Below are 19,173 nucleotides of genomic sequence, written 5' to 3'. Positions count from 1 at the left end.
GTCAGGATCTCTTTGTTGTTCTTGAGGGCGGCGCTCAGGCCTTGACGGTGCGCTTTTCGATGCGCTTCTCGAAGGTGCCGACGATGACCCGGTCGACATAGATGCCCGGGGTGTGAATCTCGCTGGGCAGCAGCACGCCGGGCTCGACGATCTCTTCGACCTCGACCACGGTGATCTTGCCGGCGGTGGCGGCCAGCGGGTTGAAGTTCTGCGCGGTGTTGCGGTACACCACGTTGCCGTAGTGGTCGGCCTTCCAGCCTTTGACGATGGCGAAGTCGCCGGTGATGGACTCTTCGAGGATGTACTTGCGGCCATTGAACTCGCGTACTTCCTTGCCTTCGGCAACCGGGGTGCCGTAGCCGGTGGCGGTGAAGAAGGCTGGGATGCCGGCGCCGCCGGCGCGCATCTTCTCGGCCAGGGTGCCTTGCGGGGTGAGCTCCACTTCCAGTTCGCCGCTGAGCAGCTGGCGCTCGAACTCGGCGTTCTCGCCGACGTAGGAGGCGATCATCTTGCGGATCTGCCGGTCCTCGAGCAGCACGCCGAGGCCGAAGCCATCGACGCCGCAGTTGTTGGAGACCACGGTCAGGCCCTTGACGCCGCGGCGCTTGATTTCGGCGATGAGGTTCTCGGGGATGCCGCACAGGCCAAAGCCGCCGGCCAGCACGGTCATGTCGTCGGTCAGGCCCGCCAGGGCCTCTTCATAAGTTGCTACACGCTTGTCCAGTCCGGCCATGCTCAGTCGCCTTTTGTAGTTGTTGGAACCGTACGGTCATCTTCACTGTAGTCGACTGATTTGTTAATTTTGTTTTCGTCATCGATTGATAACTTTTCCAAAACAAAGGGCCCGCCTCTCATGAACGTCAAGCAGCTGCGTGCCTTCGTTACCGTGGCCAAGTACCAGAGCTTCGCCCAGGCCGGCGAGCACCTGCACGTGTCGCAACCGGCCTTGAGCCTGACCATCAAGGCCCTGGAGGACAACCTCGGCGGCGCCCTGCTCACCCGCACCACCCGCAGCGTCAGCCTGACCCCCGAGGGCGAGGTACTGCTGCCCCTGGCCAGGCGCCTGCTCGCCGACTGGGACGATACCGAGGAGATGCTGCGCCAGCGCTTCACCCTGCAACTGGGTCGGGTGTCGGTGGCGGCCATGCCGGCCTTCGCCGGCAACCTGCTGCCACGGTCGCTGAAGGTGTTTCGCCAACGCTACCCCAAGGTTAATGTCACCGTGCACGACGTGATCAACGAGCAGGTGCTGGAACTGGTGCGCCATCGCCGCGTCGAACTGGGCATCGGCTTCGAGCCTGATAGCAGCGAGGCGCTGCGCTTCCACCCGCTGTACATGGACCGCTTCGTCGCCGTGGTGCCGGCCGACTCGCCCCTTGCCCAGCAGCCCCAGGTGCGTTGGCAGGAGCTGCTGGCCGAGGACTTCATCGCCTTGCAGCGGCCATCGGCGGTGCGCCTGCTGCTCGAACAGCACCTGGCCGCCAACCATGGCAAGCTGGCGGTGGCCTTCGAGAGCCATCAGCTGTCGACCATCGGCCGCATGGTCGCCAGTGGCCTGGGGGTCAGCGCGGTGCCGGCCCTGTGCATCGAGCAGATGCAGGAGCTCGGCGCCCGTTGCGTGCCGCTGGTCGAACCCACCGTGGAGCGGCGCATCGGTGTGATCGCCCTGAGCGATCACAAGCTGTCCAAGGCCGCCGAGGCGCTGCTCGATGTACTGCTGACCCATACCCACCCACAGGAGGTGACATGCGTTACGTGAATCTGGCGGGCTCCCGCGTTCCGGCCATCGGCCAGGGCACCTGGTACATGGGCGAGGACCCGGGCCGCAGGGCCGCCGAGGTGGCGGCCCTGCAACAAGGCATCGACCTGGGCCTGAGCCTGATCGACACGGCGGAAATGTACGCCGAGGGCGGCGCCGAGCAGGTGGTCGGCCAGGCCATCGCCGGGCGCCGCGACCAGGTGTTCCTGGTCAGCAAGGTCTATCCGCACAATGCCAGCCGACGCGGTGTACCGGCCGCCTGCGAGCGCAGCCTCCAGCGCCTGGGCACCGACTGCATCGACCTGTACCTGCTGCACTGGCGCGGTCAGTACCCGCTGGAAGAGACTGTGGAAGCCTTCGAGCGGCTGATCGAGCAGGGCAAGATTCGCCGCTGGGGCATGTCCAATTTCGACCTCGACGACTTGCGCGAACTGGATGACAGCGCCTGCGCCACCAACCAGGTGCTGTACAACCCGGCCGAACGTGGTATCGAGTTCGACCTGCTGCCGTGGAGCCGCGAGCAGGGCTTGCCGACCATGGCCTACTGCCCGTTGGCCCAGGCCGGGCGCTTGCTGCGACACCCGGTGATGGCGCAGATCGCCGAACGCCATGGCGCCACGCCGGCACAAGTGAGCCTGGCCTGGGTCACGCGCAATGATGGGGTGATCGCGATCCCCAAGGCGGTGGATCCGCAGCATGTGCGCTTGAATGCGGCGGCGGCCGACCTGGTGCTTGCCGAAGAGGACCTGCAAGCCATCGAGCAGGCGTTCCCGGCTCCGACACGCAAGCAGCGACTGGCGATGGTCTGAGCTGCCTGCACCAGGGGCCGCGCTGCGGCCCTATCGCCGGCAAGCCGGCTCCCACACCGACCGCGCCGCCTTCAAGCCAAACGCTATTTCTAGTGAAAGTCCCGGCTGCGCACATCAAGCCCCTGCAACAGTGGGCTGATGTCTTCCAGGCGCCGGGCGATCAGGTGCCGCACCCCGCTCTCCTGCTCCAGCCGCCCGCTCACCTTGAGCAACTTCGAACCTACCAGTTCGCGCCGTTGGCGCTCGGCCAGGTCGCGCCAGACCACCACGTTGACCATGCCATGCTCGTCCTCGAGGGTGACGAAGGTCACGCCACTGGCGGTCTGTGGTCGCTGGCGACCGACCACGATGCCGGCGACGGCGATGCTGTCGCCATGCTCGACCCCTGCCAGCTCCCTTGAACTGCGACACCCCAGCGCACGCAAGCGTGTCCGCAGCAGGGTCAGGGGATGCGGCCCGAGGGTGGTGCCCAGGGTGTCGTAGTCGGCGGCCAGGTCTTCGGCAATGCTTGGTGCAGGCAAGGCCACCGCCTGTTCAAGTGTCGATTCAACCTCGGCGAACAACGGCAGTTGCGCCTGCACCGCCGCCACCTGCCAGCGCGCCTGGTGGCGGTCGCCGGCCAGCCCGCGCAATGCCCCGGCGTCGGCCAGGCGCGCCCGGGCCCGGCCATCGAGCCCGGCGCGCAGGCACAGGTCCTCGACATCCCGCCAGGGGCGTAGCGCCCTCGCCTGCTCCAGGCGCCGGGCATCGTCCTCGCTGAAGCCGCGGATCTGGCGCAGGCCCAGGCGGATGGCCAGTTCGTTCTCGCCCAGTGCCTCCAAGGTGCAATCCCACTCGCTATGGAACACATCCACCGGGCGCACTTCGATGCCCTGGCGGCGCGCCTCCTGCAGCAACTGGTCGGGGCTGTAGAAGCCCATCGGCCAACTGTTGACCAGCGCACAGGTGAAGATCGCCGGCTCATGGCACTTGAGCCAACTGCTGGCGTAGCACAAAAGTGCAAAGCTGGCGGCGTGGGATTCAGGGAAGCCGTAACTGCCAAAGCCCTTGATCTGCTCGAAGATACGCTCGGCAAAGGCCAGCTCGTAGCCATTGCGCAGCATGCCCGCGATCAGCCGCTCGCGGTGCGGTTCCAAGCCGCCATGGCGCTTCCAGGCGGCCATGCTGCGACGCAACTGGTCGGCCTCGCCGGGGCTGTAGTCGGCGGCGACCATGGCCAGTTCCATCACCTGCTCCTGGAACAGCGGCACGCCCAGGGTGCGCTCGAAGACGGCCTGCAGCTCTGCCGAAGGATAGGTGACCGGCTCCTGCTTCAACCGGCGGCGCAGGTACGGGTGAACCATGTCGCCCTGGATCGGCCCGGGGCGCACGATGGCCACCTCGATCACCAGGTCGTAGAACTTCTCCGGCTTGAGCCGGGGCAGCATGGCCATCTGCGCCCGCGACTCGATCTGGAACACGCCCATGGTCTCGGCGCGGCCGATCATGGCGTAGGTGGCCGGGTCTTCCTTGGGCAGCGTCGCCAGCGTGTACTCGCGCCCCCGATGTCGGGCGATCAGGTCGAAGCAGCGGCGCAGCGCGCTGAGCATGCCCAGCGCCAGCACGTCGACCTTGAGCAGGCCGACCATGTCCAGATCGTCCTTGTCCCACTGGATCACCGTGCGCTCGGCCATCGCCGCGTTCTCCACCGGCACCAGCTGGTCCAGCGGCTGCTCGGAGATGACGAAGCCCCCGGGGTGCTGCGACAGGTGTCGGGGAAAGCCGATCAGATCCCCCGCCAGCACCAGGATGCGCCGCAGCGACGGGCTGTGCGCATCGAACCCGGCCTCGGCCAGGCGAGCGGCATCAGGGATGCGGTCGCTCCAGCGCCCGCAGCACTTGGCCAGGGCGTCCACCTGGTCGGCCGGCAGGCCGAGCACCCGCGCCACGTCGCGCACCGCGCCGGCGGCATGGTAGCTGCTGACCACCGCGGTGAGCGCGGCACGGTGCCGGCCGTAGCGCTGGAACACGTACTGGATCACCTCTTCACGGCGCTCGTGCTCGAAATCCACGTCGATGTCCGGCGGCTCGTTGCGCTCGCGGGAAAGGAAGCGCTCGAACAGCAGGCGGTGTTCCATGGGATCGAGCTCGGTGATGCCGAGGACGAAGCACACCACCGAGTTGGCCGCCGAGCCGCGCCCCTGGCAGAGGATGCGCTGGCGGCGGGCGAAGGCGACGATGTCGTGGACGGTGAGGAAGTAACTCTCGTAGCCCAGTTCCTCGATCAGCGCCAGCTCCCGCTCCAGCACCGCGTGGACCTGGTCGCTCGGGCCCTGGGGCCAGCGCTCGGGCAACCCTCGCCGGCACAGCTCGCGCAGCCAGCTGGCCGGGGTCTGCCCCTCGGGCACCAGTTCCCGTGGGTACTGGTAGTCCAGCTGGGACAGATCAAAGGTGCAGCGCTCGGCAACCTGCAGGGTCTGCGCCAGCAGATCGTCGGGGTACAGCTCGTGCAACTGGTCGAGCGACCTCAGGTGACGCTCGCCATTGGCGAACAGAAAGCGCCCCGCCTCGGCGACCGCGCAATGTTCGCGGATGGCGGTCATGCAGTCCTGCAGCGCCCGCCGTCCGCGCACGTGCATGTGCACATCGCCGCAGGCCACCAACGGAAGATCGAGCCGCGCCCCCAGCGCGCGCAGGTGGGCCAGGCGCTGAGCGTCGTCGGCCCCGCGGTGCAGATGCACCGCCAGCCACAGGCGCCCGTCGAACAGGGGCTGCAGCCAGGCCCCGGCGCTGTCGTCCGGCTCGGCCACCCACAGCGCCAGCAAGCCCTGGTGATGGGCCTCGAGGTCCTCGACGAGCAACTGGTAGCTGCCCTTCTGCGAACGCCGCCGGGCGCGGGTGATCAAGGCGCAGAGGCTTTGGTAGCCAGCAAGGTCCTGTGCCAGCAGGACCAGCTTCGGCCCCTGGTGCACCCGCACCTCGCTGCCGACGATCAACCGCACCTGATGCTGCTTTGCCGCCTGCCAGGCCCGGACGATGCCCGCCAGGGTGCATTCATCGGTGATCGCCAGGGCCTGGTAACCCTGCTCGCGGGCGCGGCGGAACAGCTCGTCGGCACTGGAGGCACCACGCTGGAAACTGAAGTTCGACAGGCAGTGCAGCTCGGCGTAGCCGGGGGCGCTCATGCGAACCAGCCTTGCAGCCACAACGGCCCCGGCGCCGCGAGGTCGCGGAAGGCCCAGCCGCGCAGGCCATCACGGGTTTCGATGCGGTAGTAGTCGCGCCGCACATCACCACCGTCCCACCAGCCGGACTCGATGCGCTCGGCCTGCCCGAGCAGTTGCAGGCCAGTCTCGGACAGCGCCTGAGGCACCGGCAGCAACCAGCCGGGACGCCGACCGGGGGCCATCACCAAATGGCCCTGCCCACCCTGCTCCACCCCTTGCCAGGCGCACTCGGGGCGATGATCGGCCTCGGCGCGCAAGCCCTTGACCGCGTCATCGCCCAGCCGCGCGCGCAGGCGCTCGCGCAGCTGGTCCCAGGGCTGAGCCTGTTGCGCACGCGGATCGAACAGCGCCTGGTGCTGGGGCACGAACGGTGGCAGGTCGGCGGCCAGCAGCCGCAGGTTGCGCACCGGCGCCGGGATGCGCAGCGGCTCCAGGCGGCCACGGGCAAGCTCGAACAAGAGCGAGGCGTCGCGCTCGGCAGCCAACAGGCCGACCTTGAGCACGGTGTCCGCGCCTTCGGCATGCTCCAGGTGCAGTTCGAAACGCTGCACGCCACAGTCACGCCCGGCGAGAAATGCCGCCAGGTCGTGAATGAGACGACGCAGGGGGAAAAGCAGGGCCTGGTGTGATTCGACGTCGAAGTTCAGCTCCAGCCGCGCTTCGAAACGGTCGGGCGGCTGGTAGAAACCCAGCCCCAGGCTGCGCAAACCAAGCAGTTGGTCCAGGTGCAACTGCACCTGGGCACTGAAGCGCCTGGCCAAGGCATCACGGGGCAGCGCCAGTACCTGCCCGAGGCGGCGCAGGCCCATGCGGATGAAGGCTTCGGCTGCCTCACTGGGCAGGCCGACACGCTCGACGGGCATGTCGAGCAAGGCAGCGCGGGTCGCCTGCGGGCAAGTCAGTGCCAGGCCATCGTGACCGTTGGCGAGCATTCTCGCCGCCACCGGGTTGCTGGCCACGACGATGCGCTGGCGCAAGCCGAGTGCCGCCAGTTCCTGGCGCAGGCGCGCCTCGAACGACGGCCACGGGCCGAACAGCTGCAGACTCGAGCCTACCTCCAGCAGCAGCGCACGGGGATAGTGCAGGCTGACCTGGGCGCTGAAACGGTAGGCCCAGGCCGCGAGCAGCTGCTGCAACTGCTCGAGACGCGCCGGCTCGACCTCGACGCAGGTGAAACCGTCGGCCAGGGCGCGGGCGGCGGTCAGGGCCTGCCCGGCGCGCAGGCCCAGCGCACTGGCCGCCGGGTTGACCGCCCGCAGCACGCGGCGCTGGGGCGGCCCGCCGAGCAGCACCAGCGGCGCCTCGGGGTCGTCACGTTCGCGCAGGACAGTGTCCAGCGCCAGCTGGGGTAACAGGATGCAGGCCCAGAGCATGGTGCATCACCCCTGCCCAGGGCAGGCGATGGGTGCGGCAGGTGGCAGGCCACCCCGGCACTTGAGCACGCGCCATTGTGCCGGGCGCAGGTCGAGGGCGATGCGCAGGGCGGCAGGCGATGGGTTCAGCGCGGCCTGCCGCGGACGACAGGCGAATGCCAGCGCGTTGCCGGTTTCCGCGGCCACTTGCAAACGCCGCAGCGCCCGATCATCGGCACGCTCCGGCCAGCACAACACCGCCGCGCAACTGCCCGAGCGCAGGCACTGCTCGGCTGCCCACAGGGCATCGCCGGCCTCGGCGTCGATCTGCACCAGCCAGCGCAGGTCCACCCCGGCAGCCTGCCAGGCCGGCGCATAAGGGATGAACGGCGGCGCCACCAGCACCACCCTCTGCCCTTCCCCGCTCAGCCGGGCGAGCGTGGGCCAGAGCAACTGCAACTCACCGCAGCCGGGGCTGGCCAGCAGCAGCTCGCTGAGCGACGCCGCCGGCCAACCGCCTTCCGGCAGCCGACCATCGAGGGCGGCATGCCCGGTGGGCTGCAGGCCCTGCGGACGCGCCTGGGCCTGCCGCCCACGCCATACCTGGCGCTGATCGAGCAGCCGGTCGAGTTCGACCACCGCGCCCATCAGTCACGCCTCAGCAAGCCGCAGAACACGCCTTCGATGAAGAACTCGCGCTCGGGGCTCACGTCGATGGGGGCATAGGCCGGGTTGCGCGGCAGCAGCCGATAGCCGTCGCGGGTGCGCTGCAGGCGCTTGATGGTCACCTCGCCGTCGAGCCGGGCGACCACGATCTGCCCGTCGCGGGCCTCGCCCTGCTGGCGAATGCCGACCAGGTCGCCATCGAAGATGCCGTCGTCGACCATCGAGTTGCCGCGCACCTTGAGCAGGTAGTCGGGGGTACGCCGAAACAGGCTGGGGTCGAGCAGCAACTGCTCGTGGATGTCGAGGTCGGGCCCGATCGGCGCACCGGCGGCGACCTGGCCGAGCACCGGCACTTCGAGGATCTCGGGCCGACGCAACGGCTCGGCCAGGCGGATACCCCGCGCCTGGTTGGGCGTGACGTCAATGAAGCCGCCCTGGCTCAGGGCGGTGATGTGCTTGCGCGCCACGCTGCGCGAAGCGAAACCGAAGCGCTCGGCGATGTCGGCCAGCGACGGCGGCTGGCCTTGATCGGTGATGCGCTCGCGGATGAATTCGAGGATGGCGCGGCGTTTGGGGGATAAATTGTTCATGGAGCACATTTGTACTCTTTTCCACAAAAACTGAACAGCCCCCTTCGTCGGCCGCCTGGATGTCGCCTATTTACCGACTATCTAAGGCACTACGCTTGGGGCTTGCTGTTTGACCGGCAGTTCAATGGTGAAGACCGTGCCCTCTCCAACCTGACTACGGACGGATATATGCCCGCTGTGTTTTTTTATAATGCCGTAGGACAGAGAGAGCCCTAGCCCGGTCCCCTGGCCGACAGGCTTGGTCGTAAAGAACGGATCGAAGACCTTCTGCAGATGCTCCGGCGCAATTCCTGACCCCGTATCCGCTACCTCGATCCAGACACTGGCGTCCAGCTGGCCGGTGCTCAAGGTGATGGTGCCGCGCTCAGAGCCCATCGCCTGTGCCGCGTTGACCAGCAGGTTGAGAATCACCTGGTTGATCTGCGACGGCAGGCACTCGACATCGGGCAACGGCTGGTACCGCTTGATCACATCGGCCTTGTACTTGAGCTCGCTGGCGACGATGTTCACCGTGGAGTCAATGCCCTGCAACAAGTTGGCCGATTGCCACTGCTGCGCACTGTCGACGCGCGAAAAGTCCTTGAGGTCCTTGACAATCTGCGCAACGCGGCCAATCCCTTCCTTGGACTCCTTGATCAGCACAGGAATGTCTTCCCTCAGGAAATCCAGTTCGGTCTGCTCGCGCAGCCTCTGCAATGCCGCGCTGACTTCACTGGCGCCCAGGCCCTGCTCGGCATGGCGATAGGCATCAAGCATCGTCGCCAGTTGCTGGAAATACCCCTCCAGGGTACCGAGATTGGATGACACGAACCCGATCGGGTTGTTGATCTCATGCGCTACGCCGGCAGCCATCTGGCCCAACGATGCAAGCTTTTCCGACTGCACAAGCTGGCTTTCCAGTTGCTTGCGCTCGTCGATTTCACGCTGCAGTGCCTCGCTGGCATGCTTCAGCTCATGGGTGCGCTGCTCAACCCGCTGTTCGAGCTGGTGCATTTTCAATGAGGCACGCTGGGTCATTTCCCATTTGGTCAACAAGGTGCTGGCCATCTGCTGAACCTCGATGTTGTCGAAGGGTTTTTTCAGGATCAGCAAACGGTCGTGGGCGCGCAGTCGGTCGAGCAGTTCGTCCCAGGAGTAATCCGAATATGCGGTGCACACCACCACCTGCAACTGGGGGTCCTCCTGCCACAGGTGCTCGATAGTTTTGGCGCCATCCCAGCCATCTGGCATACGCATGTCGACAAAAGCCAGCGCATAGGGCTTCTGGGCCTGCAGCGCGCGCTTAAGCAAACCGAGGCCTTCCTCGCCACCGTAGGCCGAATCGAGTTCGAACACCGGTCCTTCCTGCTTGGCCGGTTCGCCGAACAACAGCGCCTCCATCTCGTCGAGTTCGGCGTTCTTCAGCCTGATCGGAGCCAGGACTTTGCGAAAGTCTTCGTGGATCGAAGGCATGTCGTCGATCAGCAGAATGCGGCGATTGGCCAGGTCACTCATGCAGGCTCCGTTACCGCGATCAGCGGAATTCGCAGGGTGAAAAGCGCCCCCAGGCCTGGGCCATCGCTATGAGCCGTCAAATGGCCGTTCATCTCGATGGCAGCCAGGGCGCAACTATGCAAACCGAATCCGTGCCCATCCTTGCGGGTGGTGAAGCCGTGGGCAAAAATCTTCTGCAGGTTTTCCGGGATGATGCCTTCGCCTTCATCCAGCACGCTCATCTCCAGGAATTCACCCTCGATGATCCTTGTCTTGAGCGTCATGGTCCGATGTTCGTTGCCCAGACCCGACATGGCGTATTTTGCGTTGCTGATGAGATTGATCAGGATCAACAGCAGCCGATGTCGGTCACCCATTACCTGCGGTACATCGCCGAAGTCGCGCAACACCGACACCTGATGCCGAGTCAGCGCCCCCGCGTTCATGCGTAGTGCGTCCTCGATCAGCTCGTGGATTGACAGCGGCTCGGGCACGCTCTTGGCACCGGCGTAGGATTGCTGGGTGGCCACCACCTCCTTGATATGGTCGACGCTCTTGTTCATCCTCTCCAGCTCGACCACGATGCCGCGCTGCTCCTGGGTAATAGCCTCGGCCACCTGGTTGAGATAGCCGGGAAGCAACTTGCCCTTGGGGTCCTCGGTGATGAATCGGCCCAGGTCATCGGCATGTTCATCGATCAGTTGCACAGCCCTGCCCAAGCCCGTGGTCTTGCTGCTGCGCAGAATGCGGGCAATCAGTTCGCAGGAGGTGTTCACACTGTTAAGTACGTTGCCCACGTTGTGCAGCACATTGGTGGCGATCTCCGCCATGCCAGCCTGGCGCGCGGCGCTGAACAGCTCACTCTGGGCGTTCCTGAGCTCCCGGGTGCGGTCCTCGACCCGTTGTTCCAGGACTTCGTTGGCGGCCTGCAAGGCGCTGTTGACCCGTCGCACTTCTGCGAAGCTTCGCAACAGCATCATGGCCAGACCCACCACGGACAGTGCCAGCAGGCCCGACAGCCACAAGGTATACAAGTGATACCTGCGATCGCTCTTCTCGACCTGCTGCTGATCGTGGTCCAGCAGACTGGTCAGGCTGTCCAGCCGCTCGGCTACGGGAATTGCCTCGATGTCTTCGAGCAGCCGGTTGACAATGGGCTGCTCACGCAGAATCAATGCCACATGGCTACTCAGCAGCCTCACAGGCGTCTGAAACTCCTCCGGCAGGTTCTGCACGTTGACGGCTAATGCACCCAACCCGACTTCAATCTCTGCGGCCTTGTCCGCAGAGGTTACCTGGGCGAATTCCAGAGCGCTGAGCAACAGGTCGTAGGTGTCGGTGGCAAAATCGTGCACTTCCTTCCGATCGGGGTCGGGCACCTTGCCCAATTGGGCCTGCACGCTGTCTTCGGCCGCGGGCAGGAACGCCAGCGAATTGCGCAGCAGCGCATTGTGCGACTTGAATTGCTCCACCAGCCGCGCCTTTTCTCCCAGCGACGCGAGGAAATCATCATGGGCATCGCGCCACTGGCCCGAGTCGTTGCGCCCCTGATCTGCCTCCTGGCTGTCGAAGCGTGCCCATAGCCGCTTCATCTCCTTGAGTGGTGCTACCAGCGGATCGTAGTCGTGGGCAAGGGCCACGCGGGCCTTGAGCATCTCGTTTTCCCACAGGGCATCCTGCTGCTTGAGCTGACGGATCAGGTCGCGGGACTCGTTGTAGGCTTGGGTCAGCTCCGAACCGGAATTGAGATACAGGAACCCCAGCGTGGCGGAAAGCGTCAGGACCACGCCACTGAGCAACAGCAGGCTGCCACGCCGTGTGATCGTTTTCATGGTGTGTCTGTCCCTGCCCTGTCACCGGTGAGGGTCTTGAGGAACAGCACGATCAAGGCCCGGTCCTCCTCACTTGGCACACGCCCCAGCTGGTACTGGAACATGACCTCGACCGCGCGCTCGAGCGTGGGCGCCGCACCATCATGAAAGTAGGGCGCGGTCATCGCCACGTTGCGCAGGCTCGGTACCTTGAAGACGCTCCGGTCGGCTTCATCGCCGGTGACGTTGAAGCGGCCCTGGTCCGCGGCTGTGGGATTGCCGCGGTCAGCGAGATAATCGCCGAAGACGCCAAATTTCTGGAACATGTTGCCGCCAATGTTCACGCCCTGGTGGCACGCGATGCAGCCATAGTCCTTGAAACGCTCGTAGCCGTATTTTTCTTGCCGGGTAAGCGCCTCGGTGTTGCCCTGCAGGTAGCGGTCGAACCGCGAGCCGGGTGTCAGCAAGGTCCGTTCATAGTTGGCAAGGGCGTCAAGGATGTTGGCCTTCGTCACGGCATCGGCATAGGTATTGATGAACGCATGGCGGTAGCGGTCGTCGCTGGCGATGCGTTGCACGATCACCCCCCAATCCCCACCCATCTCATGGGCACTGGTGATCACGGTATTGCCTTGCTCCTCGAGCGACTCGACCCGGCCATCCCAGAATTGACGGAAATTGAGGCTGGCATTGAACACCGTCGGGGTGTTCAGCGACAGTGGCTGACCATCGGCCCCTATCGAAAACGCCCTATCGTCGGCCCCGTACTTATCGGGACGATGACAACTGGCACACGAAAGGCTGCTGTTGAGCGATAGCCGCACGTCGTTGAACAACTGGCGCCCTAATTCGACACGCTCAGGCACCAGTGTCGGAATCGGCGGCAGGGGCTTGAGGGGCTCATCCAGAGGCTCGGCCCCGGCGCCCGCACACAGGCAGAGCATCACCAGCAAGCGCCAGCAGCCTCGGGATCGCGCATAACGCCAGCTGATGTGGGAATGGCGACAGGTATTGGGCTCGATCATCCGGGAAGTCCTTTATCCCTTGGCTGACAAGTGCACAACAGGGTGCCCCCATCAGATTAGATGCCGTTGGTACTCTTTGCCTGCCATTCACCCGGCATTCCTGCAACGCCCATGGCGCAAAAAATGATCTAGCCTTTGCCTTGGCGCGCTTCGGTGATGCGCGTCCATGGACCGACTGGGGGAGGCCCGCCATGGAAGCGCAACCCACTCTGAACCCAACGTATCGGCCGACCGTGTTGCTCGTCGACGATGAGGAGCCGATTCTCAATAGCCTGCGCCGGCTATTGCGTGGCCAACCCTATGACCTGCTGTTGGCAACCAGCGGCGAACAGGCGCTGGCGCTGATGGCCGAACACCCAGCGGACCTGGTTATGAGCGATGCGCGGATGCCGGGCATGGACGGCGCCACCTTGCTCGCGCAGGTTCACCAGCGCCACCCGGCTTCCGTCAGGATCATGCTCACCGGGTATGCCGACCCAGGCGCCATCATCAAGGCTGTCAACGACGGGCGTATCCATCGTTACATCAGCAAGCCCTGGAACGACGACGAAATGCTGCTGACCTTGCGCCAGGCCCTGGAGCACCAGCGTATCGAACGAGAGCGCCAAAGCCTGGAATTACTTGCACGCAAGCAGAATGCCCAGTTGAGGCTGCTCAACATCAACCTGGAAAAACGCGTGGCCGCCCGTACCGCCGAACTGCAACAGACCGCCGACATGCTGGACCTGGCCTATGAGGAACTGAAACACAGCTACGTCACTGGCACCGAAGTGTTCTCGATGCTGGCCAACCTGCGCCTGCCGCCAGCCAAGCAGACCAACCGGCAAATCATCGATCTGGTGCGCGGCTATTGCCAGGCCCACGCCCTGGACGAAGCGACCAGCCGCGACCTTGCCATGGCTGCCGCGCTGTACAACGTCGGCAAGCTGAGTTGGCCGGACAGCATGATGGTCGCCCCTTCGGACCTGCTCAAACACAGCGAGCGCTATCGCGACTACCCCCGTCAAAGCGAATCATTGCTGATGACCCTGGAGCCTATGAAAGATGCTGCGCGCTTGATCCTGCATCATCAGGAACATTGGGACGGCAGCGGTTTCCCGGACCGCCTCAAAGGTGAGTGCATCCCGTTTGGCGCCCGCCTGCTCAAACTGGTCGTGGATTTCGTCGAACTGCAGCGAGGCCTGGTACTCGAACGGCAGATGAACAGCGACGAGGCCTTGCTCTACCTGCGCAAATATTCGGGCCGCTTGTATGACCCGGCACTGTTGGAGGATTTCGTCATTGTCTGTGCGACCTTTGTCAATGATCTAAGCCTCGCGGACCCCGAAGTCCAAGCCTGCACCACCCATGAACTGGCCGCCGGGATGGTGCTGGCACGCAACCTGAACGCTGACAACGGCATGTTACTGCTCAACGCCGGAAAGGTATTGAGCGCCGCGCTTGTGGAAAAATTGATAGCGTTTGAAGCCATGGAGCACGGTCAGTACACGGTATTCGTCAAAGTGCCACAGGTGAGCGCATGACGTCTCCCGAGCGTTGTACAAAAAGTGCCTGGAGTTGAAGTCAGGCTCCCATGAGAAAGCTGGCCTTTGGGGTAATGCCGGGCTGCAGCTTTCCCAGCGAGCGAACGTTCAGTTGGATGGCTGCTCAATAACGAATGGACAAGGCGATCGCCTCGTTTGGCGTCTGGTGTTTCTCCAGCAGGCCGAGCACGTCCTTCTTCAGTTGCGCCTGCTTGTCGATCAGCGACAGGTCGCGGAACTTGTAGTCCAGGTCGGCATAGCTTTCCGACACACCGGCATTGAGGTGATTCTTGCCGAAGGTGTGCACGATGTGCTTGGACTTCCAGATGTCGTATTGGCTGAACACCTGGTCCGCTGGCAGGTTTTTGGCGACCGAGAACGGCAGTCGGGTCAGCAGGCAGTAGTTCATCTTGTACTTGTGGAACTGGTAGTGCTCCAGGGAATGGACGAACGACACGTACCAGATGTAGGTGGCGATCACTTCGATGTTGAAAGCCTTGTCATTGGCCGGGCACGGCAGGTTGACATAGCGGCACAGCTCGGCGACCCAGTTGTTGATATACGGTTCGGAACCGTCGCGCAGCAGGTCGTCGTAACTGGTCGTGACGAACTTCAGCACCGCCGCGTAGTAGTCGCGGTATTGGGCATTGAGCGCGTGCTGGCCATTGAGGTACTGGTCGAACGGGATGGCGAACTTGATCTCGAATTTCTGGGTCAGCGCCTGGTCTTCGGTGTCGCGCTTGTTGTACATGTTCAGGGCGTTTTCATAACCGACCTTGTAGAAGGTCTGCGCCGAGTAGTAGCCGATGCAGCTGTAGAGGAACTTGTCGGCGATACCGGTGGTTTCGCGCAACGACAGCGGCGATTCCTTGAACTGGTGATTGAGCATCAGGATATAGGCGGTGTGCGGATCCATCAGCTTGTGGAAGTTGGAATCCTTGGGCACCAGGTTGAACAGGAATGCCGCGCCCATTTCGGCGAAGAACAGGTGGTGGTGCAGGTGCGCGCCGAGGATGAAGAACACCATGGTGTTCGACATGAAGTACACCTTGGCCAGGTCCCAGTGCGGCTCGCCCGGGCCGACGCTGAAGCCGTCGCGCAGGGTAATGCGCATGCTGTCGGTGGCGAAGTCCTGGGCGATGGAGATGCTGGCCACGTCGAACACCGAACTGGACAGGCGGATCTCGCGGGTGAAATCACGCATGTCGAAGGTCGATACGCCATCGACCGTCTGCAGGTAGTGGGTGATCTGCGACGACATCAGGAAGACTTTCAGGTCCTCGTCGGAAATCGCCGTCGGTTGCGGGAACTGGCCCAGCGGTACTTTGTAGTAGTCGCGGTTGGCCTTGATGATCGACTGGATATAGTTGTGGTAGACCTTGTCTTTCCTCCAGCGATAGACCAGTTCGGCGGGCAGTTTCTTGGGGATGTAGCCCATGTGGTAGTCAGTGCCCGGGATCGGCGTGCTCTCCATCGAGATGGAGTCACGATTGTAGTGGCGATAGCCAAAGTAGCGAGGCAGCAGCCACTTCAGCTGGACCCACTTCCAGGCCAGGAAACTGGCGCTGAGGTTAATCGCGTACAACGACAGCAGCAACGGCACGAACTTCACGTAATACAGGCCGATGTACACATGCTTCAATGGCTCGGCCCGGGTCTTGCTCATCAACAGGATCACGGGGCTGACGGTGATGAAAAACGCCAGCAGGATAACTTCCAACATGCTTCAGACTCCTTGTTCGATCGCTTTGTTCTTTTTGCGGCTTGCGCCGTAGCTGTACAGGCAGGCGCCTGTGAAAATCACATTGACGACGCTCCAGGCGAGCGCGGCGTCGGGGCTGTACCAGGTCGTCAGGTCGAAGGCCGGCAGGTTCATCAGCGGGGTGTCGCCGGCGATGGTGCGCACGAACAGGTAGAAGCCGAAGGTGTAGGCGCGGGCCTGGAAATACAGGTCGGTGCGGCGCAGGAGCAAGGCGTAGGCCACTGGCGCCAGCAACAGCGGCAGTGCATAGCCGAAGGTGGTGATCCGTGCCGAGTACAGGAAGCACAGGTTCCAGGTGGTGTACAGGTAGGGCCAGTAGGCAGGGACGCGCACCACGAAATCGTGATGACGGCCAGAGATCTCCCAGTGCTGGCGCGAGTACGGCAGACACAGGATCAGGCCCACGGCGGCGACGATGTTGAGGACGTTGCCGGTTTGCCAGTCGATCACCGAGGCTTCGATGATGTTGAGCACGATCACCACGTAGATAAGCTTGTAGATGAAACCCTCGATTTTCGGCCTGTACCTGGCATACGCCAGGAAGCACATGGGCAGCAGCACGCTGATGGTCTTGATGCGCATGAACAGGTTGGCGTTCGGCACCAGCAACGCCGGCAGCGACAGCACGAAGAAGGTCAGGCCCACCAGGCGGTAGCGCCTGAACAGCTCGGCGACCAGTAGAAAGACCGCGAAAAGAACCAGCATCAACAACAAGGTGTTCGGCATGAGGTGTTTCCCTACTCATTCATGGATCGACGTGGGGCAGGCGCGAATGCCGGGCACGGCAAAGCCTGCCGCGCGCGGCGCCAGGCCACAGGCCTGGGGCCGTGGAGCAATGGACGGATTACGTGAGTGTCAGGTGTTTGCCAAGGGGGGCCGCGACGCAGCCTGGCTCAGGCCTTGCCGAGCACGTGGGCCTCAGCCTCCAGCCATTTCCTGATGGCTTCGGGCATCGGCGCGGTAGTGGGTTCGACCTTGAGCTTTTCGGCGATCACCGCGTTGGCGACCAGCCCTTTGCGACCGACCCAGGCGCCCTTGGAATAGCCAGTCACCACCACTTCACCGGCACGGTTGAAGAAGGTGTACTGGAAGTAGGTCCAGTTCTCGTCGAGGCAGCAGATGCTGAACTCGGCGGTGTACTGCTCGAACATGGAAAGTTGCTTTTTATAGACGACCAGATTACCGCCGAGCATGGGCTTCCAGCCCAACTTGAAGGCAGGAATGAGGATTTTCGCGCGCAGGCAAAGTTCCAGCATGAACAGATCGGCAATCGTCATGTAACGGCCATTGTTCATGTGTTTATTGATGTCTATGTCGTTCGGCCAGACCCGCAGCGTTCGCTGCAGTGTGTCGGTCAGGGCCATCGGCGGCTTGAAGAAACCGCGTAGAACAGCCAGCAACAAACGGATGTAGAGATTCATCCGGTTATCCCTCCCTAGGATTTTTATTATCGTTCCCTGTTCGATCGCCCGTTGTTTGTTCGGGTGACCGCAAGCGGCGCGTTGCAGGCCTGCTTGTTTAATTCCTGAGCGAGGCGAAAGCTAACAGCTTTCAGCAGGAGCAACCAGTGGCAACAGCCTCATTTAAACGGAAAACCGCAACTGAATAACCGGTCACGTTTGGACTTTATATCCAATTGATGCTGAATCGTTTGTTTGTTGATGAAATATCTATCCGTTGTGATGCGCATCAGCCTGTAGTGCTGCACAGTGCCTGGCGCAGTGCCTCGGGCAGCTCAACCGGTTGCTTGCTTTCGGGGCAGACGCACACTTGGGTCATGCTGGCCCGAAAACACACTTCGCCACCGGCCCCGAGCCCCTCTACGGCAAAACTGAACGATGTGCGGCCGAGCGGCCCACTGCTGACGTGCACGCGAATCAGGTCGTCCCAGGCCATCGGCGACAGGAACTCGATGGACAATGCCCGCGCCGGCGGCATCACGCCCATGGCGAACAGCTTGCGCAGGCCTTCGCCGCCCAGCCGGTGGGAGAGAAACTCGTGTATCGCCTCGATGACGAAGTAACCGATACGCGGCGTATAGACGATCCCAGCGGGGTCGCAATCGCCGAACAGGATCCTGCGGGTGGTGACAAAAGACATGGGGTGAGTGCTCCGTGCTGTAATGCCTGGCAGCCGATATTAACCGTTCAGGGTCTGTTGAGGCTGAGGCGTTTGCTTGGCAGCCCCACGCCTGTGAGTCTTGCGCCGAAGATGCGCAGGAACAGGCCAACTGCACTTTCCAATGCTGATGGCATAGTATGCTGCTGAATGGTTTCTCCCCTTTAAGGATGCCCGATGCTGACCGCCCTGCTGTTCGATCTCGATGGGACCCTAACCGACACCGACACCCTGCACTTGCAAGCCTTCCGCAAGCTGCTGCGCGACCACGATGGCCGCGAGCTTACTCAGGAGCAGTTCAACACCCAGGTCAGCGGCCGCTCCAACGGCCTGCTGTTCGCCGAGCTGTTCCCCCATTCTGATGCCGCCCACCGCCAGGCCCTGGCCGAGCGCAAGGAGGCGTTGTTCCGCGAACTGTCGCCAACCTTGACGCCGATGCCCGGCCTGCTGCGCCTGCTGGAACATGCCGAGCGGCACGGCATCGGCATGTGCGTGGTGACCAACGCCCCGCGCCTGAACGCCGAGCACATGCTCGGGGCCCTGGGCCTTGGCGAGCGTTTCGCTCATGTCCTGGTCGCCGATGAGCTGGCACGGCCCAAGCCCGACCCCCTGCCCTACCTCACCGGGCTGCAGTACCTGCAGGCCCAGGCCGGGCAGGCGCTGGCCTTCGAGGACTCGCTGCCTGGCGTCAAGGCAGCTGTCGATGCAGGCATCTTTACCGTGGGCCTGGCCACTACCCAGCCGGCCGAACGACTGCTGGAAGCCGGAGCGCGGTTGGTGATCGAAGACTATGCCGATCCGCGGTTGTGGGACATCATCGCGCGGATGCAAGCCACGGCCTGAACGATTGGTGCCGCTGGCATTGCGCGGTAGGTCGAGTTGGTCCTGTGAGCGTTCGAGCTGTTGCCGTTGCCGTTGCCGTTGCCGTTGCCGTTGCCGATCAGGAGTCTAGCGCCTTACCCAGCTAGCGACAGCTGCGCTAGTCCAGGCGCCGCCCGTAACTTCGCGACTTCAGGAGGCCGAACGCAGGTCTTGCGGAGGGAGGTGACGGGCATGGATGCCCGTCAAGCGCTGCGCCC

16 protein-coding genes are annotated in these 19,173 nt (G+C 63.5%); 4 read left to right on the top strand and 12 right to left on the bottom strand.

Annotated elements, in window-relative coordinates:
• Window positions 1-34 precede the first annotated feature (34 nt).
• On the bottom strand, window positions 35-733 hold the full coding sequence (locus tag ACVWY1_RS21385; protein WP_023632552.1) for a CoA transferase subunit A: 699 nt from the start codon (window positions 731-733) through the stop codon (window positions 35-37).
• Between the two features lie 120 nt (window positions 734-853).
• On the opposite strand from ACVWY1_RS21385, the gene ACVWY1_RS21380 reads away from it, so the two are divergent.
• Window positions 854-1,759, top strand: coding sequence for a LysR family transcriptional regulator (locus ACVWY1_RS21380; RefSeq protein WP_277503896.1), 906 nt, complete (start codon window positions 854-856; stop codon window positions 1,757-1,759).
• Window positions 1,747-2,568 (top strand): aldo/keto reductase, encoded by an 822-nt coding sequence (locus tag ACVWY1_RS21375; protein ID WP_277503894.1) that lies wholly within the window; start codon window positions 1,747-1,749, stop codon window positions 2,566-2,568. The genes ACVWY1_RS21380 and ACVWY1_RS21375 overlap by 13 nt, the downstream gene beginning before the upstream one ends.
• Before the next feature lie 89 nt (window positions 2,569-2,657).
• Here ACVWY1_RS21375 and ACVWY1_RS21370 read toward each other — a convergent pair whose 3' ends face one another.
• The 7 genes from ACVWY1_RS21370 to ACVWY1_RS21340 form a co-directional block, all read right to left on the bottom strand.
• A complete protein-coding gene (locus ACVWY1_RS21370) occupies window positions 2,658-5,732 on the bottom strand; it encodes an error-prone DNA polymerase (RefSeq protein ID WP_457378722.1) in 3,075 nt (1,024 codons plus the stop codon).
• Window positions 5,729-7,147, bottom strand: a complete 1,419-nt coding sequence (locus ACVWY1_RS21365) for a Y-family DNA polymerase (RefSeq protein WP_258597998.1) — start codon at window positions 7,145-7,147, stop codon at window positions 5,729-5,731. The genes ACVWY1_RS21370 and ACVWY1_RS21365 overlap by 4 nt, the downstream gene beginning before the upstream one ends.
• Before the next feature lie 6 nt (window positions 7,148-7,153).
• On the bottom strand, window positions 7,154-7,774 hold the full coding sequence (imuA, locus tag ACVWY1_RS21360; RefSeq protein WP_102685452.1) for a translesion DNA synthesis-associated protein ImuA: 621 nt from the start codon (window positions 7,772-7,774) through the stop codon (window positions 7,154-7,156).
• Complete coding sequence (lexA, locus tag ACVWY1_RS21355; RefSeq protein ID WP_457378721.1) at window positions 7,774-8,382, bottom strand: transcriptional repressor LexA; 609 nt, start codon at window positions 8,380-8,382, stop codon at window positions 7,774-7,776. Before lexA ends, imuA begins: the two co-directional genes overlap by 1 nt.
• Window positions 8,383-8,463: 81 nt before the next feature.
• Entirely contained in the window at window positions 8,464-9,876 is a 1,413-nt protein-coding gene (locus tag ACVWY1_RS21350; protein WP_277503890.1) for an ATP-binding protein, read from the bottom strand.
• Complete coding sequence (locus ACVWY1_RS21345) at window positions 9,873-11,687, bottom strand: DAHL domain-containing protein (RefSeq protein WP_457378720.1); 1,815 nt, start codon at window positions 11,685-11,687, stop codon at window positions 9,873-9,875. Before ACVWY1_RS21345 ends, ACVWY1_RS21350 begins: the two co-directional genes overlap by 4 nt.
• A complete protein-coding gene (locus tag ACVWY1_RS21340) occupies window positions 11,684-12,691 on the bottom strand; it encodes a cytochrome-c peroxidase (RefSeq protein WP_431196997.1) in 1,008 nt (335 codons plus the stop codon). The genes ACVWY1_RS21345 and ACVWY1_RS21340 overlap by 4 nt, the downstream gene beginning before the upstream one ends.
• 191 nt (window positions 12,692-12,882) lie before the next feature.
• Here ACVWY1_RS21340 and ACVWY1_RS21335 point away from each other — a divergent pair, with 191 nt between their 5' ends.
• On the top strand, window positions 12,883-14,214 hold the full coding sequence (locus ACVWY1_RS21335; protein ID WP_258598000.1) for an HD domain-containing phosphohydrolase: 1,332 nt from the start codon (window positions 12,883-12,885) through the stop codon (window positions 14,212-14,214).
• A gap of 124 nt (window positions 14,215-14,338) precedes the next feature.
• Here ACVWY1_RS21335 and ACVWY1_RS21330 read toward each other — a convergent pair whose 3' ends face one another.
• The 4 genes from ACVWY1_RS21330 to ACVWY1_RS21315 all read right to left on the bottom strand — a co-directional run bounded on the left by ACVWY1_RS21330 (window position 14,339) and on the right by ACVWY1_RS21315 (window position 18,076).
• Entirely contained in the window at window positions 14,339-15,937 is a 1,599-nt protein-coding gene (locus ACVWY1_RS21330; RefSeq protein ID WP_277503889.1) for a hypothetical protein, read from the bottom strand.
• A 3-nt stretch (window positions 15,938-15,940) separates the two neighbouring features.
• The gene (locus tag ACVWY1_RS21325) at window positions 15,941-16,702 is read right to left on the bottom strand and encodes a hypothetical protein (protein ID WP_277503888.1); all 762 of its coding nucleotides are present in this window, start codon (window positions 16,700-16,702) and stop codon (window positions 15,941-15,943) included.
• Between the two features lie 167 nt (window positions 16,703-16,869).
• Complete coding sequence (locus ACVWY1_RS21320; RefSeq protein WP_052752599.1) at window positions 16,870-17,397, bottom strand: thioesterase family protein; 528 nt, start codon at window positions 17,395-17,397, stop codon at window positions 16,870-16,872.
• Between the two features lie 268 nt (window positions 17,398-17,665).
• Entirely contained in the window at window positions 17,666-18,076 is a 411-nt protein-coding gene (locus ACVWY1_RS21315; protein ID WP_457378719.1) for an acyl-CoA thioesterase, read from the bottom strand.
• Between the two features lie 195 nt (window positions 18,077-18,271).
• On the opposite strand from ACVWY1_RS21315, the gene ACVWY1_RS21310 reads away from it, so the two are divergent.
• The gene (locus ACVWY1_RS21310) at window positions 18,272-18,937 is read left to right on the top strand and encodes an HAD family hydrolase (protein ID WP_277503884.1); all 666 of its coding nucleotides are present in this window, start codon (window positions 18,272-18,274) and stop codon (window positions 18,935-18,937) included.
• Window positions 18,938-19,173 lie beyond the last annotated feature (236 nt).

The organism is Pseudomonas sp. TE6288 (assembly GCF_054062095.1).
Note: the sequence above shows the minus strand (reverse complement) of the source record. Positions and strands in the feature narration are given on the sequence as shown.